Origin of the sequence: Streptomyces sp. AV19 (assembly GCF_015999245.1) — a bacterium.
Classification (GTDB): domain Bacteria; phylum Actinomycetota; class Actinomycetes; order Streptomycetales; family Streptomycetaceae; genus Streptomyces.
Genome location: NZ_JAEAMR010000007.1, coordinates 190,392 through 211,753, shown reverse-complemented (window position 1 = coordinate 211,753; position 21,362 = coordinate 190,392). Strand labels below are relative to the sequence as shown.

Sequence of the window (21,362 nt, the reverse complement as noted above, 5' to 3'; positions counted from 1 at the left end):
CCGATATCCGACTGGTACCGGATCCCGTCACTTCTGCGTCTTGAGCACCGCCTCCATGACGTTCTTGGCGATCGGGGCGGCGAGCTTGCCGCCGGCGATGTCGTCACGCATGGTGTCGGAGCCCTCGATGACCACGGCCACGGCCACCGGGGAGCCGTCGCCCGACTTCGCGTAGGAGATGAACCACGCGTAGGGGTTCCCGCTGTTGTCCACGCCGTGCTGCGCGGTACCGGTCTTGCCCCCCACCTTGACGCCGCTGATCTTGGCCGCGGTTCCGGTGCCCTCCTCGACGACCGTCTCCATGGCGCTCTGCAGCGACTGCGCGTGCTCGGGGGTGAGCGGGCGGCTCATCTCCTTGGCCTGGTGCGTCTCGATGACGTTGAGGTTGGGCGCGCGCAGCTTGTCGACCATGTACGGCTCCATGAGCTTGCCGTTGTTGGCGATCGCGGCGGCGACCATGGCCATCTGGAGCGGGGTGGCGCGGTTGGACGCCTGGCCGATGCCGGCCATGGCGTTCTGCGGGCGGTTGTCCTTGGGGTAGACGCTCTTGGCGACACCGACCGGGACGGTCAGGTCGTCGCTGTTGAAGCCGAACTTGTTGGCCGTGTCGATCATCTTCTGGTTGCCGACATCGGCGCTGATCTTGCCGAAGACGCTGTTGCAGGACCACTGGAGGGCCGCCCGCATCGAGACGTTGTCGCAGGGCATCGTCGTCTCGTTGGTCAGCGGCACGTTCCGGGTGTCCGGGAGGTTCCACCTCTTGGGCGAGTTGGTCTTCTCGTCGACGTCCTTGTAGAGGCCGGTCTCCAGCGCGGCGGCGGCCGTGACGACCTTGAACGTCGAGCCGGGCGGGTACGTCTCGCGCAGCGCCCGGTTGAGCATGGGCTTGTTCTTGTCGTCGTTGAGCTTCTTCCACGCGTCGCCGTCGTTGGCCCCGGCAATGGTCGACGGGTCGTACGACGGGGTGGAGGCGAGCGCCAGGATCTTGCCGGTGCGCGGGTCGATGGCGGCGACGGCGCCCTTCTTGTCGCCCAGGCCCTTGAAGGCGGCCTCCTGGGCCTTGGCGTTGAGGGTGGTGATCACGTCACCGCCCTTCTTGCCCTTGCCGGTGATCATGTCGATCGTCCGGTTGAAGAAGAGGCGGTCGTCGTCACCGGTGAGGATCTTGTCCTCGACGCCCTCCAGCATGGTGGGCGTGTAGACCTGCGAGCTGAGGCCCGTCACCGGCGCCCACATCGGGCCGTTGGCGTAGGTCCGCTTGTACTTGTAGTTGATGCCGTTGACTTCTTTGGAGTCCGTGATCGCGTTGCCGTCGACGATGATGTTGCCGCGCGGCTGGCTGTAACGGGCGATCGCGACCCGCATGTTGTGCTTGTGGTTCTTGAGCTCGTCGGCCTGGACGAACTGCAGCCAGTTGTCGCGGGCCATCAGCGCGAGGATGAGGAGTCCGCAGAAGATCGCGATCCGGCGCACGGGCTTGTTCACGGGCGGACCACCTGGGTCATCTCGGCGTCGGGGTTGCTGACGGGGGCGGGCGCGGGACGGCGGGCCGCGTCGCTGATCTTCAGCAGGATCGCCACCAGGGCCCAGTTGGCGATCACGGAGGAACCGCCCTGTGCCATGAACGGCATGGTCATGCCGGTCAGCGGGATGAGGCCCATGACACCGCCGGCCACCACGAAGACCTGGATGGCGAAGGCGCCGGACAGGCCGATGGCGAGCAGCTTGCCGAACGGGTCGCGGGCGGCCAGCGCCGTGCGGACGCCGCGCTCCACGATCAGCCCGTAGATGAGCAGGATGGCCATGACGCCGGCCAGGCCCAGCTCCTCGCCGACGGTGGCGAGGATGAAGTCGGAGTTGGCGGCGAAGCCGATGAGGTCGGAGTTGCCCTGGCCCCAGCCGGTGCCCGCGACGCCGCCCGAGCCGAAGGTCATCAGCGCCTTGGCGATCTGCTCGCTGGCCTGGGACTTGCCCCAGCCGGCGAACGGGTCGAGCCAGGCGTCCACACGGGCCTGCACATGGCTCTCGAAGGAGGCCACGCCCACCGCGCCGGCCGCCGACATCAGCAGGCCGAAGACGATCCAGCTGGTGCGCTCGGTCGCGACGTAGAGCATCACGACGAACATGCCGAAGAACAGCAGCGAGGTGCCGAGGTCGGTCTCGAAGACCAGGATCAGGATGCTGAACGCCCAGACGGCCAGGATCGGGCCCAGGTCACGGCCGCGCGGCAGGTACATCCCCATGAAGCGGCGGCTGGCCAGGGCCAGCGCGTCCCGCTTGACCATGAGGTAGCCGGCGAAGAACACCGCCAGGACGATCTTGGCGAACTCACCGGGCTGGATGGTGCCCAGACCGGGGATCTTGATCCAGATCCGGGCGCCGTAGACCGACGGGAAGAACATCGGCGAGATCAGCAGGACCAGCGCCACGGCCATCGAGATGTACGTGTAGCGCTGGAGGATCCGGTGGTCCTTGAGGAAGACCAGCACCGCCACGAACAGGGCGATGCCCAGCGCCGAGAACAGCAGCTGGTTGGTGGCCGCGGGCGCGAAGGTCTTGGACGCCTGGAGCCGGGGCGACTGGTCCAGCCGCCAGATGATCACCAGGCCCAGTCCGTTGAGGACCGTGGCCAGCGGCAGCAGCAGCGGGTCGGCGTACTTGGCGAACTTGCGCATCACCAGGTGGCCGACGCCGGCCAGCAGGCCGAGGCCCATGCCGTAGCCGAGCATGCCGGAGGGCATCTCGCCGTCCAGGGCCAGGCCCACGTTGGCGTACGCGAAGCAGGGGAGGATGACGGCGAAGGCGAGCAGCAGCAACTCCGTGTTGCGCCGGCTCGGCTGGCCCGCCGTACTGACGGTGGTGGTGGCGGTGGTGTTCGGCATGGGTGAGATGGCTGACATGTCGCGGGCCCCCTACAGCCTCACTGCTGGGAGCCGTTGCACTGCTGAGCCACTTTCTGCTCTTCCTCGCTGAGGGTGGGACCGGGGGTCGGCACGGACTGGAGGGTGACCGAGGTCCCGCCGTTCGCGGCCCCGGTGGGCTTGCCGTTCTCGGGCTTCCGGCCGTCCGGCTGCTGTGCTTCCGGCTTCTGGCTCTCGCGCTGCCGCCGTTCGGCCTTCTGCTGCTCGTCCTTCTTCTTGCAGGCGCTGGCCAGCGTGCCGAGGTCCTTGACCTTCTGCACCGCCTGGTCCCGGCTGCCGACCGCGATCGTGTCCTCGACCCGGCCCCGCTGGTCCACGGGGAGGTACTTGAGTTCGATCTCGGGATGGTCCTGGTACAGCCTGCTGAGGCTGATCCAGGCAAGGTCCTGGTTGATGCCCTGGTAGAGGGCGACGTGGGTGTTGTCCCTGGCGCCCACGTAGTACTGCGTCCGCGTCCACTGGTAGCCGCCGTAGAGGCCGCCGCCGACGACGCCGAGCACCACGGCGATGATCAGCGACCGCTTGACCCAGCCGCCGCGGCGGGGCGGGCGGGCCTGCTCCACACCCTCGTCGTCGTAGTCGTCGTGGAACGCGCCGAACGCGCCGTCCGGGGCGTCGCCCACGGCCGGGCCGCTGCCCGGCGGGCCGAAGCCGTCGGCCGGACCCGGCGCGGGCGGGGTGCGGCCCAGCTCGGACGCGCGGCCGGCCGGGGTCTGCATGGCGTTCTGGTGGCCCAGCGGGAACTGGTTCTCGGCGACCGCGCCGACGACCACGGGGGTGTCGCTGAACTGCTGGGCGAGGGTGTCCCCGCCGTCCACGTCCAGCACGTCGGCGACGATCACGGTGACGTTGTCCGGGCCGCCGCCGCGCAGGGCGAGCTCGATCAGCTCCTGGACCGTCTCCTGCGGGCCCTGGTAGCTGGCGAGCCGCTCCTCGATGGTCTCGTGGCTGACGACCCCGGAGAGGCCGTCGGAACAGATCAGATAGCGGTCGCCGGGCCGCACCTCGCGGATCGACAGATCGGGCTCGACGTGGTCGCCGCTGCCCAGCGCACGCATCAGCAGCGAGCGCTGCGGGTGCGTGGTGGCCTCCTCCTCGGTGATCCGGCCCTCGTCGACGAGCCGCTGGACCCAGGTGTGGTCCTGGGTGATCTGGGTGAGGACACCGTCGCGCAGCAGGTACGCGCGGGAGTCGCCGACGTGCACCAGCCCGAGCCGCTGGCCCGTCCACAGCAGGGCGGTGAGCGTGGTGCCCATGCCCTCCAGCTGCGGGTCCTCCTCGACCATCGAGCGCAGCTGCTCGTTGGCGCGGTGGACGGCGGTGCCGAGGGAGGTGAGGAGGTCGGACCCCGGGACGTCGTCGTCCAGGGTCACCAGGGTGGAGATCACCTCGGAGCTGGCCACCTCGCCCGCGGCCTGGCCGCCCATGCCGTCGGCGATGGCGAGCAGCCGGGGGCCGGCGTAACCGGAGTCCTCGTTGCCTTCCCGGATCATGCCCTTGTGGGACCCGGCGGCGAAACGCAGCGACAGACTCATGCGCACCTCGCCAGTCGGCTCCGGGTACAGCCCCTTGCCCACCTCGATGCCCACCCTCCGGTCGTCATGGTCCTACTACTTCCGCAGCTCGATGACGGTCTTGCCGATGCGGATCGGCGCGCCGAGCGGGATCGGGGTCGGGGTGGTCAGCCGGGTCCGGTCGAGATAGGTGCCGTTGGTCGAGCTGAGGTCCTCGACGATCCAGCGGCCGTCGCGGTCCGGGTAGATCCTGGCATGCCGGCTGGAGGCGTAGTCGTCATCCAGCACGATCGTCGAGTCGTGGGCCCGGCCGAGGGTGATGGTCTGGCCCTGCAGGGCCACGGTGGTGCCGGTGAGGGTGCCCTCCGAGATCACCAGCTTGGTGGGCGCGCCGCGGCGGCCGCGGCTCTCGCCCCGGCCGGCCGCACGCCGGCCGCCGGACTGCTGCTGGCGCTGCGGCGGCGGCGTGGCCTGCTGGGCCCGCTGCGCGGGGCGCGCTTCGCCGCCGCGGCGGGAGCCGCGCGCGGTCACCCGCGTGCCGAACAGGTCGCTGCGGATGACCTGGACGGCCACGATGACGAACAGCCACAGTACGGCGAGGAAACCCAACCGCATGACCGTGAGGGTCAGCTCTGACATTGCCCCCGCTTCACCCTTCGGCTTGCCGGTAAACGATGGTGGTGCTGCCCACGACGATGCGCGAGCCGTCGCGGAGCGTAGCGCGCGTGGTGTGCTGCCCGTCCACGACGATGCCGTTGGTGGACCCCAGGTCCTGGACGGTCGACGGGGTGCCGGTGCGGATCTCGCAGTGCCGGCGGGAGACGCCGGGGTCGTCGATCCGGACGTCCGCTTCGGTGCTGCGGCCCAGCACCAGGGTGGCCCGGGAGATCTGGTGGCGGGTGCCGTTGATCTCGATCCAGCGGCGCGTGCGCTCTGCCGCGCCGGCACCCGGCCCGCCCGCGCGGGGCTGGGGACGGGCCGCGCCGGGCGGCGGGGACGAAGGCATGGGCGGGGCGCCGGCCGGGCGCTCCGGGTAGCCGCCGCCCTGGGTGACGGGGGAGCCGCCGCGCGGGGCGGCTCCGCCGCCGTACGTCGGCTGCTGGGGCGCGTGCCCCTGGTACCCCTGCGGTTCCTGGGACTCACTGGACGCCAGGGTGCGGCTGCGCACCCGGTACAGCCCGGTGTCGAGGTCGTCCGCCTTCTCCAGGTGGACCTTGATGGTCCCCATGAAGGTGTACCGCTGCTGCTTGGCGTAGTCGCGGACCATGCCGGCCAGCTCGTCGCCGAGCTGACCGGAGTACGGGCTGAGCCGCTCGAAGTCCGGGGCGCTCAGCTCCACGATGAAGTCGTTGGGAACGACCGTGCGGTCACGGTTCCAGATGGTGGCGTTGTTGTCGCACTCCCGCTGGAGCGCGCCCGCGATCTCGACGGGCTGCACCTCGGACTTGAACACCTTGGCAAAGGTGCCGTTCACGAGACCTTCGAGTCGCTGCTCGAAGCGCTTCAGTACTCCCACGGGGCACCTCCTTCCCTCGGTGACGCCTGTGATGCTCGGTGCCGTTCCTGATACTGCTTACTGATCGTATCCACGCGCCGGGAAAACAGCTGGTTCCCCTTCGGCGCCAGGAGTGATGAGTGTCGCCTACGCGCTGCCTCCGCACTCCCTCACTCGGATCGTAGAGCCGCCGGAGAGCCAGTGTCCCGCAACCGGTGGCGTCCCCGCGGATGCCCGGGGGGACGCCCGGGGGCCCTCGGCGGATCACGGGTGTGAAGGCACCCTCCGGGGCGTGCTAATGTTCTGCATGTCGGAAGGCGGACGCACCGCGGACCGGACGAAAGTCCGGTAGGGGAGCGGAAGCCGGAGGACACACCCAATGCGCGGGTGGCGGAATAGGCAGACGCGCTGGATTCAGGTTCCAGTGCCCGCAAGGGCGTGGGGGTTCAACTCCCCCCTCGCGCACCGTACGGAACGGGCCTCGTCGTGAGAACGACGGGGCCCGTTCTGCTGTGTCCGGGCACCGGTTCGGTGTGCCGTATCTCTCAGCCCTCCCTGGTGGAGGGCTTTTTGCGTGGTCCGGTCAATCCCGGGTGGATCCCGAGGCGTTGTAGCGCAGCAGGTAGGACGCGAAGCGGGCCAGGTCGTCCTCGTCCCAGTCGGCGAGGCGCTCCTCGAAGGCGACCCGGCGGCTGGCCGCGACCTGGTCGAGGACGGCGGTGCCGCGGTCGGTGAGGTGCAGCACCTGGACCCGCTGGTCGTGCGGGTCGGTGCGGCGTTCGACGAAGTCGAGCCGTTCCAGGGCGGCGATCTGCCGGCTGACCGTGGACTTGTCGAGCAGGTAGTGCGCCGCGAGGTCGGTGGCCCGGCACCCCCGCTGGTCCTGGAGGTGGGCGAGGAGGGTGTAGGAGACGAGCGACAGCTCGGGGTGGAGCTGCGCGGCGGCGGCGCGGGCCCGGCGGGCGAAGGCGGTCAGTTCGCGCTGGATGGTGTCCAGGGAATCGGCTCGGTGCGGCACGAGGGTTTCCTTCCGTCGCTTTGGTTGTATAGTACAACTTGATTAGAGAGTTGTATAAGCCAACCATTCTGGAGAGGGGTGCCCATGAGGCCCGCGACGCGCAGCGCGCTCCGGCACGTGCTGACCCACCTGCTCACCCCGTTGCTGATGTGCGTCGGCATGGGGCTCGCCTACCTCGGTGCCTTCGCCCAGCCGTCGCCGCACGGGCTGCCGGTGGCGGTCGTCGGCTCCGGCGCGCGCGCCGGGCACCTGGCGGCGGCGATCGGCGAGAAGGCGGGCGACAAGCTGTCCGTCCGCACGGTGGCGGACCGGGACGCGGCGGTGCGGGCGCTGGAGCACCGGGACGTCTTCGGGGCGTACGTGCCGGACCGGCGCGCTCCCGAGCTGCTGGTGGCCACGGCGGGGTCGGACACCACGGCGTCGGCCGTGCAGAAGGTGTTCACGCCGGTGGCCGCGCGGCAGGGCGCCCCGCTGAAGGTGACCGACGTCGTCCCGCCCGCCGGGCACGACCCGACCGGGCAGGGCATCTTCTTCCTGCTCGTCGCGCTGAGCATCGGCTCGTACGCCTCGGTCGCCGTGATCGGCGGGGCCGGCGGCGCGCTGCCGCTGAAGGTGCGGGCGGCGCTGGCCGCGGCCGTGTCGCTGGTGGTGAGCGTGATCGGGACGGTGCTGGCCGGGCCCGTCTTCCACCTGGTCGAGCACGGGCTGTGGGGCACGTGGGGGCTGGCCTGGGTCTACTCGGCGGGCGTGCTGTTCGCCGGGACCGGGCTGCACACCTTCCTCAAGCGCTGGACGACGCTGGGTGTGATGGTGCTGTTCGTCATGCTGAACTTCACCAGCTCCGGCGGCGTCTTCCGGCCCGAGCTCCAGAACGGCTTCTTCAGGGGGCTGCACGGCTTCTGGAACGGCGCCGGCTTCGTCGAGGGCACGCGCAGCCTCGTGTACTTCGACGGGTACGGGCTCGGCGGGTACGTCGGGACGCTGGTGGCCTGGCTCGCGGTCGGGCTCGTGGTGCTGGGCGCCGCGTGGGCCGTGGAGCGGCGGGGGCACGTGAAGTCCGCCCGGGCCGCCGAGGCGGAGGAGGAGATGGAGGAGGCGGTCGGCGTCTGAGCTCGTACGCTGGGCGGGTGACGAATCCGGAGACCGAAGTTCCGTCGGAGCCCGGCACCGAGCGGCTGGAACAGGCCGTACGGGCGGCCGAGCAGGCGCTGATCGAGTTCGAGATCGCCGTGGAGACCTTCCGCGTGGAGGTGGAGAACTTCTCCCGCCTGCACCACCAGCGGCTCGGGCCCCTGTACGCGCGGCTGGAGGAGCTGGACGCGCTGATCGCCGAGGCCGTCGCGGCGCACTCCGGCGATCCGGAGGACCTGCGGCGGGCCCGGGAGGCGCGGGCGCTGGTCCAGCCGATGCCCGGGGTGCAGGAGCTCTTCGGGGACTGGCTGGATTCGGAGGGGTTCCCGCCCGAGGCGTCGGCGATGCTCACCGGGCAGTCCGTCCGCCCGCCGCAGCGGGTGCGGCCCGGTGACGGGGCCCGCAAGGCGTACCGCGAGCTGGTCCGCCGTGCCCACCCCGACCTGGCGCCCGACGAGGGCGACCGGAGGCGGCGTGAGTCCTTCATGGTGCGCGTCAACGCGGCGTACGCGGCGGGGGACGAGGCCCAACTGCTGGAGCTGGCCGAGGAGTGGGCGGCGGGGCCGGTTCCCGCGCAGCGGCGGCCGAGCCGCGCCGAGGAGCTCTACGCGCGGCTGGAGTGGCTGGCGCGGCGCAAGGAGATGCTCTCGGCGGCGGCGGCGGAGCTGGAGGCGTCCGCGATCGGCTCGATGATCAAGATGGCGCCGGACGACCCGGACGGGCTGCTGGAGGAGGTCTCGGGCGGGCTGCTGACGCAGATCGCCGAGCGGGAGGCCCGGCTGGCGGGACTGACCGGTCAGCGGTTCGGGTAGCGTCGGGCGCATGACTTTCGGATCCAGTGTGCCCACGGTCAGTGTCGACGATCTCTCGGCGGGGGACTTCCTGCTCGATGTGCGCGAGAACGACGAGTGGGAGGCCGGGCACGTGGAGGACGCGCTGCACGTGCCGATGAGCGAATTCGCCGCGCGGTACGTCGAGCTGTCGGACACGATCGACGACGGGCGGCGGGTGAACGTGATCTGCCGCTCGGGCGGGCGCTCGGCGCAGGTGACGGCGTACCTGCTCCAGCAGGGCGTGGACGCGGCGAACGTCGCGGGCGGCATGGAGGCCTGGGCGGCGGCGGGGCGGCCGGTGGTGAGTGCGAATGGCGCGGCGGGTGCGGTGATTTAGGGGTTTGCCCCACCCCCTCCCCCGGAGGGGGTACCCCCACTTTCGCCGTTTCTCGCGCGCTCCGCGCGGGTGTCCTCAGACGCCGGACGGGCTGAACAGCCCGTCCGGTCAGCGGTCGAAGTCCAGTTCCACCTGCTCCGTCGTCGGGTGCGACTGGCATGCCAGGACGTAGCCGGACTCCAACTCCTCTTCCTCCAGCGCGAAGTTGCGGTCCATCTGGACTTCGCCCGAGACGAGGAACGCCCGGCACGTGCCGCACACACCGCCCTTGCACGCGTACGGCGCGTCCGGGCGGTTGCGGAGGACCGCCTCCAGCAGGGACTCCCCGTCCTGGACGGGCCATGTGCCGCCACGGCCGTGGAGCGTCGCGGAGACCGTGCTGTGCGCGGGGGACGCGGGGGCCGAAGTGCGCGGCGCCGCCGCATCCTCGACGTGGAAGATCTCCTCGTGGATCCGCCCGCGGGCCACTCCCAGCCCGCGCAGGGCCCGTTCGGCGCCCATGACCAGTCCGTGCGGGCCGCACAGGAACCAGCCGTCCACCGCGTCCACCGGGAGCAGCGCCGGGAGCAGGGCGGTCAGCCGCTCCTCGTCCAGGCGGCCGGAGGCGGGGCCCGCCTGCTGCTCCTCGCGGGAGAGGGTCTGGACGACCTGGAGGCGGCCCGGGTAGCGGTCCTTGAGGTCGGCCACCTCCTCCAGGAACATCGTGGAGGCCGTCGTGCGGTCGCTGCGCAGCAGAGTGAACCGGGCCGACGGCTCGCGGGCGAGCAGCGTGGCGGCTATGCACAGGACGGGAGTTATCCCGCTGCCGCCCACGATCGCGGCGAAGTGCCCGGGGCGCGGCTCCAGGACGAAGCGGCCGGCCGGCGTCATCACATCCAGCGTGTCGCCCACGGCCAGTTCCTTGAAGGCGTAGGTCGAGAACGCTCCGCCGTCCACAAGCCGGACGCCCACGCGCAGCGTGCGCGGCCCGCCGTCGCCGGGGGCCGGCGCCTGCCCGCAGACGGAGTAGGTGCGGCGCACCTCGGTGCCCTCGACCCGGCGGCGCAGCGCCAGGTGCTGGCCGGGCGCGTGGCGGAATTCCTCGCGCAGCTCCTCGGGCACCTCAAAGGTGAGGGCGACCGCGTCGTCGGTGAGCGGGTCGACGGCGGAGATCCGCAGGGGGTGGAAGACGCCGTGGCGGGCCGCTGCCATCACAACTCCTTGAAGTGGTCGAAGGGTTCGCGGCACGCCTCGCAGCGGCGCAGGGCCTTGCAGGCGGTGGAGGAGAAGCGGCTGAGCAGCGTGGTCTCGGTGGAGCCGCAGTGCGGGCAGCGCACCGGCTCCGCCGGTCCGCCGGGGCTCGCGGCGAGCCGGGTGGGGCCCAGCTCCACGGCGACCGGGCCCCCGGGGCGGGGCGGCGCGATGCCGGACGCGGCCAGCTTGCGGCGCCCTTCGGCCGTGATGTCGTCCGTGGACCAGGCGGGAGAGAGCACGGTGTGCACGGATACCTCGGCCATGCCCTGTTCGTGCAGGACGCGCTCGATGTCGGCGGACATGGCCTCGACGGCGGGGCAGCCGGTGTAGGTGGGGGTGAGCTCCACCTCGACCCGGCCGGGGGCGGTGACGCGCAGGTCGCGCAGGACCCCCAGCTCTTCCAGGGTGATCACGGGCAGCTCCGGGTCCGGGACGGCGCCGGCCAGGGCGCGGAGCCGCTCCTCCAGGGGCGTCGGGGTCGTCACCATGTCGCCCCCGGGTGGCTGCGGTGCAGGTGCTGCATCTCGGCGAGCATGCGGCCGAAGGGCTCGGTGTGGACGCCCTGGCGGCCGGCCCCCGCCGCCCAGGCGGCCGACTGCGGCCCGGCGGGTGTCTCCAGGGTCGCCTGTTGCAGCGTGTCGGTGACCAGGGCCGTCCACGCGTCCCGCAGGGCGGGCCAGTCGATCTCCGGGAGGCCCTCGACGGGCTGGAAGAGCTCGCCGGTGTAGCGCCAGAGGCCGTCCACGGCGCGCTGCATCCGCCCGTGGCTCTCCGGTGTGCCGTCGCCGAGCCGCAGGGTCCACTGCTCGGCGTGGTCGCGGTGGTAGGCGGTCTCCTTGACGGCCTTGGCGGCCAGGGGGGCGAACGGGCCGTCGCCGTCCGCCAGCCGGCCGTACAGCAGGTGCTGGTAGGTGGAGAAGCAGAGCTGGCGGGCGATGGTGGCGGCGAAGTCGCCGTTGGGCTGCTCGACGAGCTGGACGTTGCGGAAGGCGCGCTCGTCGCGGAGGTAGGCCAGCTCGTCCTCGTCGCCGGTGAGGGAGAGCAGGGTGCGGGCCTGGCCGAGCAGGTCGAGGGCGATGTTGGCGAGCGCGACCTCCTCCTCCAGGACGGGTGCCCGGCCGGCCCACTCCCCCAGCCGGTGGGAGAGGACCAGGGCGTCGTCGCCGAGCGCGAGGGCGGCCGTGGGCGGTACGGCGTTCATGGGTGGTACAGGAGTCACAGGTGCCGCACCCCTTCGGGGATCTCGTAGAAGGTGGGGTGGCGGTACGCCTTGTCGGCGGCGGGCTCGAAGAAGGGGTCCTTCTCGTCCGGCGACGAGGCGGTGATCGTCTTCGAGGGCACCACCCAGATGGAGACGCCCTCGGAGCGCCGGGTGTACAGGTCGCGCGCGTTGCGCAGGGCCAGCTGCGCGTCCGGGGCGTGCAGGCTGCCGGCGTGGGTGTGCGACAGGCCGCGCCTGCTGCGCACGAACACCTCCCACAGGGGCCAGTCGGTGCCGGTCATGCGCTCGCCTCCGGGTGCTCGGTGGGGGTGGTGTGCTTCGCCGCGTGGGCCAGGGCCGCCTCGCGCACCCATGCGCCGTCCTCGTGGGCCTTCCGGCGCCGGGCGAGGCGCTGCTCGTTGCACGGGCCGTTGCCGCGGAGGACCTGGTGGAACTCGTCCCAGTCGATGGGGCCGAAGTCGTGGTGGCCGCGCTCCTCGTTCCACCGGAGGCCGGGGTCGGGGAGGGTGAGGCCGAGGGACTCGGCCTGGGGGACGCAGATGTCGACGAAGCGCTGGCGCAGCTCGTCGTTGGAGTGGCGCTTGATCTTCCAGGCCATCGACTGGGCGGAGTGCGCGGACTCGCCGTCCGGCGGGCCGAACATCATCAGGGACGGCCACCACCAGCGGTCCACCGCGTCCTGGGCCATCGCGTGCTGGGCCTCGGTGCCCCGGCTGAGGGCGAGCAGCAGCTCGTAGCCCTGGCGCTGGTGGAAGGACTCCTCCTTGCAGACACGGACCATGGCCCGCGCGTACGGCCCGTAGGAGCAGCGGCACAGCGGGACCTGGTTGGTGATCGCCGCGCCGTCCACGAGCCAGCCGATCGCGCCTACGTCGGCCCAGGTCAGGGTGGGGTAGTTGAAGATCGAGGAGTACTTCTGGCGGCCGGAGTGGAGCTTGTCGAGCAGCTCGTCGCGGCCGACGCCGAGGGTCTCGGCGGCGCTGTAGAGGTAGAGGCCGTGGCCCGCCTCGTCCTGCACCTTGGCCATCAGGATCGCCTTGCGCCGCAGTGAAGGGGCCCTGGTGATCCAGTTGGCCTCGGGCTGCATGCCGATGATCTCGGAGTGGGCGTGCTGCGCTATCTGCCGCACCAGGGTGGCGCGGTAGGCGTCCGGCATCCAGTCGCGCGGCTCGATGCGTTCGTCGGCGGCGACCGCCGCCTCGAACACGGCTTCCAGGGTCGCCGTGTCCACCGTCTCCGGTGCTGCCGTCGTCATGCGATGCCCCCTCCGGTGAGGTCCGGTGCGATCGGGAACGACCCGGCGCGAACCGACCGACCGATCGTTCGGTTCAATGGTGAGGCGGGCCCCGGGAGGTGTCAAGCCTGTGGATAACCGCCTGTGGACGACGCCACAGGGCGATCGGGTCCTATGGCCGCTGCGCCGCCGGGACCGCCTCGGTACCGTTCGGTTGCGGCCGGTCGCCGGACCGGCGGAGGCGCCGCGCGGCGGCGCGCGACGGCACAGGAACGAACGCAGCGGAATCGGGGCGCGGATGGAGACGGACGACGGACACGAGCCGGAGGGGGGCGCGGACGCACCCGCGCCCGCCGGTCTGTCCCGGCCCGCGCGCTGGATCGTCGCGCTGGGCGCCGTGGCCGTCGCGCTGGCCGCCACCGCGCACCTGGTGATCATGTTCCTGCATGTGGCACCGGCGAATACGATCAGCAAGCAGCACGCGGCGACCATAGGCGACTATGTCCTGCCCGAGTTCGAGCAGAACTGGAAGTTCTTCGCCCCCAATCCGCTTCAGCAGAACATCGCCGTCCAGGTCCGCGCCCAGGTGACCGGCCCCGACGGCCGGACCAGGCTCACGTCCTGGACCGACCTCTCCGCCCAGGACGGTGCCGCCATCCTCCACAACCCCCTCCCCAGCCACACGCAGCAGAACGAGCTGCGCCGCGCCTGGGACTTCTACGGCAACACGCACGACGACCGCGGGCAGTCCACGGGCATGCGCGGCGACCTCGCCGAGGAGTACCTGCGGCGGCTCGCGGTCGCGCGCCTGGACCTCGACCGCGACGGGACCCGGCTCCACCGCGTCCAGCTGCGGTCCGTGACCACGGCCGTCACACCGCCGCCGTGGGCCGCCGGGCAGTCCGGGCAGCCCGCCACGAAGCCGGCCTACCGCGAGCTGGGCTGGTGGCGGGTCACCGACTCCGACCTGGACGTGGTGAGGTCCCGGTGAGCGCCGCCACCTGGCGCAGGACCTGCGCCGACGCCTTCGCCCGGGTCACCGGCTCCTCCCTCGGCCCGTACCAGACGGCCACGATCCGTATCGGCCTCTCCTTCGCCTGGCTGTTCTTCCTGGTGCGCGAGTGGTTCAACGGCCAGGAGCTGTACGGGCCGGACGCGCCGTGGAGCTGGGAGCTGGCCCGTCGGCTGATCGCCGACAACCACGCGTTCACCGTGCTCATGTGGTCCGGCGAGGGCTGGTGGTTCAAGCTCGTCTACCTCTTCGCCATGGTCACCGCCCTGCTGTTCATGCTCGGCTGGCGGACCCGGACCATGTCCGTGCTCTACATGATCGGCGTCCTGTCGCTGCAGAACCGCAGCGTCTTCGTGGGCGACGGCGGGGACAACGTCCTCCATCTCATGGCGATCTACACGGTGTTCACGCGGTGCGGGCAGGTGTGGTCGCTGGACGCGCGGCGCGCGCGGCGGGCGGCCCGGAGCGGATTGGATCCGCGGGATCCGCGGCGGGACGTGACCGGGGTCGTGCTCTGGGGCGTCTGCGGGGTCGCTCTGGTTCTGGCGACGGTGTTCGCCGATCCCGCGATGACGTGGACGGACCACGGTCCCGTCCCGGGCATCGGCTGGGCCGCCGCGCTGTGGGCGGTGTGGCTGCTGCACGGCGTGTGGTGGCTGGTGCGGCTCCGGGACGACCTGGCGGGCGGCGAGGTGCGGGCGGTCATGGCCGCGTTCGGTCATCTCCTGCACAACGCCGCGCTGTTGGTGATCATGGGCGAGGTCTGTCTGATCTATGGCGCGGCCGGCTGGTACAAGATCCAGGGCTCGCTCTGGCAGGACGGCACCGCCCTCTACTACCCCCTGCACCTGGACTACTTCTCGCCCTGGCCCGGGCTCTCGCACGCGCTCGCGGCCAGCGGTGTCGTCGTGCTGCTGCTCAGCTACGGCACGGTGGCCATGCAGGCGGCCTTCCCCTTCACGCTGCTCAACCGCAGGGTGAAGAACGTCCTGCTGGTGCTGATGATGGTCGAGCACGTGGGCATCGCGGTGCTGTTGGGGCTGCCGTTCTTCTCGCTCGTGATGATCTTCGCGGACGCGGTGTTCCTGCCGACGTCCTGGCTGCGGCGGGCGGGGGAGCTCGTGGCGGGGCGGGCGCGGTGGGTGGCCGCGCGGGTTCCCGCGCAGCGGGGCGGGGCGCGGGGCGGTGCGGCGGCGGAGGCGGATCACGAGAGGGTGCGTGCGGGCTGATCTCCCGGGCTTTGTGCCCAGGTCAGGGCCTTAGGGTTGAGGGTATGACCGAGGACGCGACCGGTATCGCCGTGCGGCAGTGGGGCGAGCTGGCCCCGTCGGCCGTGCTGCTCGACGGATTCCATGCGCTCAAGCACGCGCTGCGGTTCGGGGCCGAGGTGGGGCCCGTCGTCACCAGTGACCGGGGCGGGGTGCTGGAGCTGGCCGGGCGGCTGGCCCCGGACGTCTCGGCGGCGCTCGACGCGCTGATGGTGGAGGTGGACCGGGCGGTCCTGCGCTCGCTGGTGCCCCGGGGGCACACGACGGAGGTCGCGGGGCTCGCGGTGCGGCCGGCGCGGGGCGCGAACCTGGCCGCGCTGGCGGCCCGGCCGCGGCGCGCGCCCGTCGTCGTCCTCGACAACCCGCGGAACCTGGGGAACGTGGGGGCCGTGGTGCGGCTGGCCGCGGGGTTCGGGGTGACGGGGGTGGTCACCACCGGGGATCTCGATCCGTGGCATCAGAACGCCGTGCGGGCCGGGGCGGGGTTGCACTTCGCGACGGCGGTGGAGCGGGTGCCGGCGGGAGGCGTGCCGGAGGGGCCCATGTTCGCGTTGGACGCGGACGGGGACGACATTCGGTCGGTGGCTCTTCCCGATGACGCGGTGCTGGTGTTCGGGTCCGAACGGCATGGGGTGTCGGAGGAGTTGCGGGGGCGGGCGGATCGGGTGGTTTCGCTGCCGATGCGGGCGCAGGTGTCGAGTTATAACCTCGCGACGAGTGTGGCGATGGCGTTGTTCCACTGGGGTGGTGGGCCGGTGGGGGTGCCTGCCGGGTAGGGAGGGTGCCCCCAGACCCTCCCCCAGAGGGGGTACCCCCACTTTCACCGTTTCCTCCGGGGCTGCGCCCCGGGCCCGAACCGCCCTTCGGGCGGCGTTGCGGGGCCTGCGCCCCGGCTTGACGGTGCGCTCCGCGCGGTGTGGGTCTACGCCCCGGCCCTGCGGGGTTGGATCGGGGGCTTCGCCCCCTGGCCCCCGAAACCGCGCTCCGCGCGGTTGTCCTCAAACGCCGGACAGGCTGATTGTGAGCCCCCGCGCCCGCGCGCAGCGGGGGTTCCCCAGGGGCACAGCCCCTGGGGAAACGGGGAAAGGGCGGGACAGGGGCACCCCCCGCCCGCGCGCTCACCCCTCCCGGCGTACCTCCACCGTCCTGAAGCGGGACGCCACGAACGCCCCGTCGCACAGCGCCGCGTTCGCCGACGGGTTGCCGCCCGTGCCGTGGTAGTCGGAGAACGCCGCTGTCTGGTTGACGTAGACGCCGCCGGTGAGGTTCAGGGAGAGCTGGGCGGACTCCTCCAGGCAGGCCTGTTCGATCAGTTGCTCCGCCTCCGCCGAGGTCGTGTACGCGCCGACGGTCATCGCGCCCTTCTCGCGGATCGTGCGGCGCAGCAGCTCCACCGCTTCCGCCGTGGAGTCCACGGCCACGGCGAAGGAGACCGGGCCGAAGCATTCCGAGAAGTACGCCGCCTCGGCGTCCGGCTTGGCGCCGTCGAGCTTGACGACGACCGGGGTGCGGACGGTCGCGTCCGGGAAGTCGGGGTTGGCGACCGTCCGTGAGGCGAGGGCGAGTTCACCGATCCGGGCGGCCGCGTCGATGCGTTCCTTGACCTGGTCGTTGACGATCGCGCCGAGGAGGGCGTTGGCGCGGGCGTCGTCGCCCAGCAACTGCCCGATCGCGGCGGCCAGATCGGCCACCACCTCGTCGTACGTCTTGTGACCCGCGTCGGTCGCGATGCCGCCGCGCGGGATCAGCAGGTTCTGCGGGGTGGTGCACATCTGGCCGCTGTAGAGGGAGAGGGAGAAGGCCAGGTTGGAGAGCATGCCCCGGTAGTCGGCGGTGGAGTCGACGACGATCGTGTTGACGCCGGCCTTCTCCGTGAAGACCTGCGCCTGGCGGGCGTTGGTCTCCAGCCAGTCGCCGAAGGCGGTGGAGCCGGTGTAGTCGACGATCCGGACGTCGGGGTGGACGGCCAGCGTCTTCGCGATGCCCTCGCCGTCCCGCTCGGCGGCGAGCGCCACCAGGTCGGGGGAGAAGCCGGCCTCGCCCAGCACCTCGCGTGCGATGCGCACGGTCAGGGCGAGCGGCAGGACCGCGCGCGGGTGCGGCTTGACGAGGACGGGGTTGCCGGTGGCGAGGGAGGCGAACAGGCCGGGGTAGCCGTTCCAGGTGGGGAAGGTGTTGCAGCCGATGACCAGGGCGATGCCGCGCGGCACGGCGGTGAACTCCTTGGCCAGCTTCAGCGGTTCGCGCTTGCCCTGCGGTTTGACCCACTCCGTCGTCCGCTCCACCTCGGCCTGCGCGGCGTAGGCGTAGGCGACGGCCTCCAGCCCCCGGTCCTGCGCGTGCGGCCCGCCGGCCTGGAACGCCATCATGAACGCCTGGCCGCTGGTGTGCATGACGGCGTGCGCGATCTCGTGCGTCCGGGCGTTGATCCGCCGGATGATCTCCAGACAGACCAGCGCCCGTGTGCGCGGGCCGGCCTCGCGCCAGGGGCGCATCGCCGAGCGCATCGCGGGGAGCAGCACCGTGATGTCGGCGTGCGGGTACTCGATGCCCAGCCGGGGGCCGTAGGGCGAGACCTCGGAGCCCGTCCAGCCGTCCGTGCCGGGCTGGTCGAGCTCGAACCGGCGCTCGCGCAGGGCCTCGAAGGCGGCCTGGCCCGCCGCCGCGTCCAGCGTGCCGTTCTCCCCGTAGGCCTTGGGGTGTTCGGGGTGGGGGGACCAGTAGGCGCGGGTGCGGATCGTGTCGAGGGCCGTGTCGAGCGTGGCGGCGTGCCTCTCGGTCAACTGGTCGGTGGTGAGTGCGGCAGTCACGGCTGACCAACTCCTCGTCGGGCGGAACTCGGATGCGGCTGGTGCATGGCGCCGGGCGCGCACGGCGGGGTGCCGTTGTCGTACCCGCCAGATACATTAACCGAACGATCGGTCGGGACAAGGGGGCCCGGGAGAATCCGCCCGCACCCCATCGGGGAGGATCACAGACATGACCGCAATCGAGCCGGAGCGCACCGTGTCCGTCGTCGGCGCGGGCACGATGGGCCAGGGAATCGCCCAGGTCGCCCTCGTCGCGGGCCACCCCGTGCGGCTGTACGACGCGGTGCCCGGCCGGGCGGAGGAGGCCGCGGCAGCCGTCGGGGCGCGGCTGGACCGGCTGGTCGCCAAGGGCAGGATGACCGAGGGCGAGCGGGCCGCGGCGCGGGGCCGGCTGCGTCCGGTCGCGGAGCTCGCCGGGCTCGCCGGGTCGGCGCTGGTGATCGAGGCCGTCGTCGAGCGACTCGACGTCAAGCAGCGGCTGTTCACCGAGCTGGAGGCCGTCGTCGGCGACGGCTGCCTGCTCGCCACCAACACCTCGTCCCTGCCGGTGACGGCCGTCGCGGGCCCGCTGCGCCGTCCCGGCCGGCTGGTGGGAATGCACTTCTTCAACCCCGCCCCGCTGCTGCCGCTCGTCGAGGTCGTCAGCGGCCACGCCACGGACCCGGCGGCGGCCGACGTCGCGCAGGCCACCGCGGCGGCCTGGGGCAAGACGCCGGTGCGCTGCGCCGACACCCCCGGCTTCGTCGTCAACCGGGTGGCCCGGCCCTTCTACGCCGAGGCCTTCCGGCTCCTCGAGGAGCGCGCCGCCGACCCGGCGACCGTCGACGCCGTGCTGCGCGGGAGCGGCGGCTTCGCGATGGGCCCCTTCGAGCTGACCGACCTCATCGGCCAGGACGTGAACGAGGCCGTCACCCGTTCGGTGTACGAGGCGTTCTTCCACAGCCCGAAGTTCACGCCGTCCCTCGCCCAGCGGCGCCTGGTCGAGGCGGGGCTGCTGGGGCGCAAGAGCGGGCGCGGCTGGTACGACCACGCGGAGGGCGCGGAGCGGCCGGAGCCGCACACGGCCGGGCCGGAGAAGGCGCCCGGCGCGGTCACGCTGCACGGCGAGCTGCCCCCGCCCGCGGCCGTCCTGCCCGAGCTGATCGAGGCGGCGGGGATCGGCGTCACCAGGGTCGAGCCCGACTACGGCGATTACGGCCACCTCGTGCTGCCGGGCGGCGCCCGGCTGACGCTCACCGAGGGGTACGCGGCCGCCTCCGAGGCGGAGCGGCCGAACATCTACGTCGACCTCGCCCTGGACTACCGGCGCTGCGAGCGCGTCGCCCTCGCGGCCTCGCCGACGGCCTCCCCGGCCGACGTGCGGGCCGCGACCGGCCTCTTCCAGGCGCTCGGCAAGCGTGTCAGCGTCGTCGACGACGTCCCCGGCATGATCGTCGCGCGGACCGTCGCCCTGATCGTCGACCTCGCCGAGGACGCCGCCGGCCGTGGCGTGGCCTCGCGGGAGGACATCGACACCGCCATGCGCCTCGGCGTGAACTACCCGCGCGGGCCGCTGGAGTGGGGCCGGGAGCTCGACGTCGAGTGGGTCCGCCGGTTCCTGCAGAACATGGAGTTCGAGTACCCGGGCGGCCGCTACGCCCCGTCCCAGCCGCTCCGCCGCCGTGCGGCCGTCAAGGAGAGCCTGCTTCAATCATGACCATGGCCAAGCGCGACACCTACACGCCAGAATCGCTGCTCGCGGTCGCCGTAGCGGTGTTCAACGAGCGCGGCTACGACGGCACGTCGATGGAGCACCTCTCCAAGGCGGCCGGGATCTCCAAGTCCTCGATCTACCACCACGTCAAGGGCAAGGAGGAGCTCCTCCGGCTGGCCATAAGCCGCGCCCTCGACGGGCTCTTCGCCGTGCTGGACGAGCCGGGCGCCACCGGCGGCCGCGCGGTGGACCGGCTCGAGTACGTCACCCGGCGCACCGTCGAGGTGCTCATCGCCGAACTGCCCTATGTGACGCTGCTGCTGCGCGTCCGGGGCAACACGGACACCGAGCGCTGGGCGATGGAGCGCCGCCGCGACTTCGACCACCGCGTCGCGGACCTGCTCAAGGAGGCCGCTGCCGACGGCGACCTGCGGCCCGACGTCGACGTCCGGCTGGCCACCCGGCTGCTCTTCGGCATGATCAACTCGGTGGTGGAGTGGTACCGGCCGCAGCGCCGGGGCGCGGCCACCAGCCAGGAGGTGGCGGACGCGGTGATCCTGACGGCGTTCGCGGGCTTGCGGGATCGCTGAGTCGCTCGGGCGATCGAGTGCCGGGCCGGCGGGCTGCCGGGCCGCGGGACCGCTGGGCCGCGGGGCTGCTGGGCCGCAGAGGTGATCGAGCGGGGGCCGCGGGGCCGCTGAGGCACAGGGCCGCTGAGCCGCGGGGGCGGTCGAGCGGGGCGGGGCCGTGGGCCCGCCGGGGCCGGCAGGAGCCGTCGGGCGGTGGGCCGCCGGGCCGTCGGCGAGGGGCGCGCGGCGTCGTGCGAGGGCCGGAGCGTGCCGTACCGCCGCCGTCCGTACCGCCCCGCCGTCCGTACCGCCGCCATCCGTGCGGCCGTCCGGGCCGGCTCGCTGCCGTACGTCCCAGCCGTCCGGCCACCCGCCGGTCCGTCCGGGGCGGTGGTCAGCCGGGGCCCTCCTTGGGGTCCCGTTCCTCGAGGTCCTGCTCCTCGAAGACCAGCAGCGTGCGGGTGGTCAGCACCTCGTCGATCGCCTGGATGCGGGTGAGCACCAGCTCCCGCAGTGCCCGGTTGTCCTTGGTGTGCACCAGCAGCAGGACGTCGAAGTCCCCGCTCACCAGGGCGATGTGGGCCGCGCCCGGCAGCGCGCGGAGCTTGTCCCGCACCGTCCGCCAGGAGTTCTGCACGATCTTCAGCGTGATGTAGGCCGACGCGCCCTGCCCGGCCCGCTCCTGGTCGATGCGGGCCGCGAAGCCCCGTATCACCCCGTCGTCGATGAGCCGGTTCACGCGCGCGTACGCGTTGGCGCGCGACACGTGGACGCGTTCGGCCACCGACCGTATCGAGGCCCGGCCGTCGGTCTGGAGCATGTGCAGGATCGAGCGGTCGATCTCGTCGAGCGGTCGGGCCGGTGCTCTGTGGCTCGAATTGGCTGAACTGGCCATCTGTTCGTCCCGCATACCGCCATGCCTCCCCTTCATGGACGCGCTGTTCATATCTCAGGCTGTGGAAAACCGTTTGTCCACAGGCTGAGGCCGCCTGTAGCCAAAATGCCCCGACGACCGAACAATCGGTAGGGAGAGCACAGGGTGCTTTCCGGTCATGCTCGTTCCCGAGGAGGT

21 protein-coding genes and 1 tRNA gene are annotated in these 21,362 nt (G+C 72.0%); 9 read left to right on the top strand and 13 right to left on the bottom strand.

Translation table 11 applies throughout. The features are described 5' to 3' along the window. Positions 1–27: 27 nt before the first annotated feature. The 5 genes from I5Q34_RS10530 to I5Q34_RS10510 form a co-directional block, all read right to left on the bottom strand. Positions 28–1,485 carry a penicillin-binding protein 2 gene (locus I5Q34_RS10530; protein WP_199891941.1) on the bottom strand — a complete coding sequence of 486 codons (1,458 nt, stop codon included), beginning with the start codon at positions 1,483–1,485 and terminating at the stop codon, positions 28–30. Continuing rightward, positions 1,482–2,882, bottom strand: coding sequence for an FtsW/RodA/SpoVE family cell cycle protein (locus I5Q34_RS10525; protein WP_199892890.1), 1,401 nt, complete (start codon positions 2,880–2,882; stop codon positions 1,482–1,484). Before I5Q34_RS10525 ends, I5Q34_RS10530 begins: the two co-directional genes overlap by 4 nt. A gap of 38 nt (positions 2,883–2,920) precedes the next feature. Beyond that, on the bottom strand, positions 2,921–4,456 hold the full coding sequence (locus I5Q34_RS10520) for a Stp1/IreP family PP2C-type Ser/Thr phosphatase (protein ID WP_199892889.1): 1,536 nt from the start codon (positions 4,454–4,456) through the stop codon (positions 2,921–2,923). Between the two features lie 75 nt (positions 4,457–4,531). After that, a complete protein-coding gene (locus I5Q34_RS10515) occupies positions 4,532–5,074 on the bottom strand; it encodes an FHA domain-containing protein (protein WP_199891940.1) in 543 nt (180 codons plus the stop codon). 10 nt (positions 5,075–5,084) lie between these two features. Then, positions 5,085–5,951, bottom strand: coding sequence for a DUF3662 and FHA domain-containing protein (locus tag I5Q34_RS10510; protein WP_199891939.1), 867 nt, complete (start codon positions 5,949–5,951; stop codon positions 5,085–5,087). A gap of 360 nt (positions 5,952–6,311) precedes the next feature. Here I5Q34_RS10510 and I5Q34_RS10505 point away from each other — a divergent pair. Further along, positions 6,312–6,395: transfer RNA gene (locus I5Q34_RS10505), tRNA-Leu, on the top strand. Positions 6,396–6,513: 118 nt separating this feature from the next. On the opposite strand, the gene I5Q34_RS10500 is transcribed toward I5Q34_RS10505, so the two are convergent. Then, the gene (locus I5Q34_RS10500; protein ID WP_199891938.1) at positions 6,514–6,948 is read right to left on the bottom strand and encodes a MarR family winged helix-turn-helix transcriptional regulator; all 435 of its coding nucleotides are present in this window, start codon (positions 6,946–6,948) and stop codon (positions 6,514–6,516) included. Positions 6,949–7,032: 84 nt separating this feature from the next. Between I5Q34_RS10500 and I5Q34_RS10495 the strand changes: the two genes are divergently transcribed. Genes I5Q34_RS10495 through I5Q34_RS10485 form a run of 3 tightly spaced genes read left to right on the top strand, consistent with a single transcriptional unit; the run spans position 7,033 to position 9,249 of the window. Then, a complete protein-coding gene (locus I5Q34_RS10495; RefSeq protein ID WP_199891937.1) occupies positions 7,033–8,058 on the top strand; it encodes a hypothetical protein in 1,026 nt (341 codons plus the stop codon). Between the two features lie 17 nt (positions 8,059–8,075). Then, the gene (locus I5Q34_RS10490) at positions 8,076–8,891 is read left to right on the top strand and encodes a J domain-containing protein (protein ID WP_199891936.1); all 816 of its coding nucleotides are present in this window, start codon (positions 8,076–8,078) and stop codon (positions 8,889–8,891) included. Positions 8,892–8,901: 10 nt separating this feature from the next. Next, positions 8,902–9,249, top strand: a complete 348-nt coding sequence (locus I5Q34_RS10485; RefSeq protein ID WP_199891935.1) for a rhodanese-like domain-containing protein — start codon at positions 8,902–8,904, stop codon at positions 9,247–9,249. A gap of 108 nt (positions 9,250–9,357) precedes the next feature. Here the strand turns inward: I5Q34_RS10485 and I5Q34_RS10480 are convergent, their stop codons facing one another. From I5Q34_RS10480 to paaA, 5 genes are read right to left on the bottom strand one after another with little or no spacing between them, the layout of a single operon-like run. Continuing rightward, positions 9,358–10,440, bottom strand: a complete 1,083-nt coding sequence (locus I5Q34_RS10480) for a 2Fe-2S iron-sulfur cluster-binding protein (protein ID WP_199891934.1) — start codon at positions 10,438–10,440, stop codon at positions 9,358–9,360. Then, positions 10,440–10,970 carry a 1,2-phenylacetyl-CoA epoxidase subunit PaaD gene (gene paaD / locus I5Q34_RS10475; RefSeq protein WP_199891933.1) on the bottom strand — a complete coding sequence of 177 codons (531 nt, stop codon included), beginning with the start codon at positions 10,968–10,970 and terminating at the stop codon, positions 10,440–10,442. The genes I5Q34_RS10480 and paaD overlap by 1 nt, the downstream gene beginning before the upstream one ends. Continuing rightward, on the bottom strand, positions 10,964–11,683 hold the full coding sequence (paaC, locus tag I5Q34_RS10470; protein WP_199891932.1) for a 1,2-phenylacetyl-CoA epoxidase subunit PaaC: 720 nt from the start codon (positions 11,681–11,683) through the stop codon (positions 10,964–10,966). The genes paaD and paaC overlap by 7 nt, the downstream gene beginning before the upstream one ends. Before the next feature lie 14 nt (positions 11,684–11,697). After that, entirely contained in the window at positions 11,698–11,985 is a 288-nt protein-coding gene (gene paaB, locus I5Q34_RS10465) for a 1,2-phenylacetyl-CoA epoxidase subunit PaaB (protein ID WP_199891931.1), read from the bottom strand. Then, a complete protein-coding gene (gene paaA, locus I5Q34_RS10460) occupies positions 11,982–12,959 on the bottom strand; it encodes a 1,2-phenylacetyl-CoA epoxidase subunit PaaA (protein WP_199891930.1) in 978 nt (325 codons plus the stop codon). Before paaA ends, paaB begins: the two co-directional genes overlap by 4 nt. Before the next feature lie 277 nt (positions 12,960–13,236). Between paaA and I5Q34_RS34605 the strand changes: the two genes are divergently transcribed. The 3 genes from I5Q34_RS34605 to I5Q34_RS10450 are packed head-to-tail and all read left to right on the top strand — an operon-like array spanning position 13,237 to position 15,994. Continuing rightward, a complete protein-coding gene (locus tag I5Q34_RS34605) occupies positions 13,237–13,929 on the top strand; it encodes a DUF5819 family protein (RefSeq protein WP_234428709.1) in 693 nt (230 codons plus the stop codon). Next, positions 13,926–15,179 (top strand): HTTM domain-containing protein, encoded by a 1,254-nt coding sequence (locus I5Q34_RS34600; RefSeq protein WP_277965234.1) that lies wholly within the window; start codon positions 13,926–13,928, stop codon positions 15,177–15,179. The genes I5Q34_RS34605 and I5Q34_RS34600 overlap by 4 nt, the downstream gene beginning before the upstream one ends. 44 nt (positions 15,180–15,223) lie before the next feature. Then, a complete protein-coding gene (locus I5Q34_RS10450; RefSeq protein WP_199891928.1) occupies positions 15,224–15,994 on the top strand; it encodes an RNA methyltransferase in 771 nt (256 codons plus the stop codon). Between the two features lie 342 nt (positions 15,995–16,336). Here I5Q34_RS10450 and paaN read toward each other — a convergent pair whose 3' ends face one another. Continuing rightward, positions 16,337–18,028, bottom strand: a complete 1,692-nt coding sequence (gene paaN, locus I5Q34_RS10445) for a phenylacetic acid degradation protein PaaN (RefSeq protein WP_199891927.1) — start codon at positions 18,026–18,028, stop codon at positions 16,337–16,339. A gap of 169 nt (positions 18,029–18,197) precedes the next feature. Here paaN and I5Q34_RS10440 point away from each other — a divergent pair, with 169 nt between their 5' ends. Together I5Q34_RS10440 and I5Q34_RS10435 are read left to right on the top strand one after the other, a co-directional pair. Beyond that, positions 18,198–19,724 carry a 3-hydroxyacyl-CoA dehydrogenase gene (locus I5Q34_RS10440; RefSeq protein WP_199891926.1) on the top strand — a complete coding sequence of 509 codons (1,527 nt, stop codon included), beginning with the start codon at positions 18,198–18,200 and terminating at the stop codon, positions 19,722–19,724. After that, a complete protein-coding gene (locus tag I5Q34_RS10435) occupies positions 19,721–20,311 on the top strand; it encodes a TetR/AcrR family transcriptional regulator (protein ID WP_199891925.1) in 591 nt (196 codons plus the stop codon). The genes I5Q34_RS10440 and I5Q34_RS10435 overlap by 4 nt, the downstream gene beginning before the upstream one ends. A 373-nt stretch (positions 20,312–20,684) precedes the next feature. On the opposite strand, the gene I5Q34_RS10430 is transcribed toward I5Q34_RS10435, so the two are convergent. Next, positions 20,685–21,200 (bottom strand): Lrp/AsnC family transcriptional regulator, encoded by a 516-nt coding sequence (locus tag I5Q34_RS10430; RefSeq protein ID WP_199891924.1) that lies wholly within the window; start codon positions 21,198–21,200, stop codon positions 20,685–20,687. Positions 21,201–21,362: the final 162 nt, after the last annotated feature.

Coding starts and splice junctions, on each gene's coding strand:
- I5Q34_RS10525 (WP_199892890.1), bottom strand. CDS start 2,882: ATGCCGAACACCACCGCCACCACCACCGTCAGTACGGCGGGCCAGCCG.
- I5Q34_RS10520 (WP_199892889.1), bottom strand. CDS start 4,456: ATGAGTCTGTCGCTGCGTTTCGCCGCCGGGTCCCACAAGGGCATGATC.
- I5Q34_RS10515 (WP_199891940.1), bottom strand. CDS start 5,074: ATGTCAGAGCTGACCCTCACGGTCATGCGGTTGGGTTTCCTCGCCGTA.
- I5Q34_RS10495 (WP_199891937.1), top strand. CDS start 7,033: ATGAGGCCCGCGACGCGCAGCGCGCTCCGGCACGTGCTGACCCACCTG.
- I5Q34_RS10485 (WP_199891935.1), top strand. CDS start 8,902: ATGACTTTCGGATCCAGTGTGCCCACGGTCAGTGTCGACGATCTCTCG.
- I5Q34_RS10480 (WP_199891934.1), bottom strand. CDS start 10,440: ATGGCAGCGGCCCGCCACGGCGTCTTCCACCCCCTGCGGATCTCCGCC.
- paaD (WP_199891933.1), bottom strand. CDS start 10,970: ATGGTGACGACCCCGACGCCCCTGGAGGAGCGGCTCCGCGCCCTGGCC.
- paaC (WP_199891932.1), bottom strand. CDS start 11,683: ATGAACGCCGTACCGCCCACGGCCGCCCTCGCGCTCGGCGACGACGCC.
- paaB (WP_199891931.1), bottom strand. CDS start 11,985: ATGACCGGCACCGACTGGCCCCTGTGGGAGGTGTTCGTGCGCAGCAGG.
- paaA (WP_199891930.1), bottom strand. CDS start 12,959: ATGACGACGGCAGCACCGGAGACGGTGGACACGGCGACCCTGGAAGCC.
- I5Q34_RS34605 (WP_234428709.1), top strand. CDS start 13,237: ATGGAGACGGACGACGGACACGAGCCGGAGGGGGGCGCGGACGCACCC.
- I5Q34_RS10450 (WP_199891928.1), top strand. CDS start 15,224: ATGACCGAGGACGCGACCGGTATCGCCGTGCGGCAGTGGGGCGAGCTG.
- I5Q34_RS10440 (WP_199891926.1), top strand. CDS start 18,198: ATGACCGCAATCGAGCCGGAGCGCACCGTGTCCGTCGTCGGCGCGGGC.
- I5Q34_RS10435 (WP_199891925.1), top strand. CDS start 19,721: ATGACCATGGCCAAGCGCGACACCTACACGCCAGAATCGCTGCTCGCG.
- I5Q34_RS10430 (WP_199891924.1), bottom strand. CDS start 21,200: ATGCGGGACGAACAGATGGCCAGTTCAGCCAATTCGAGCCACAGAGCA.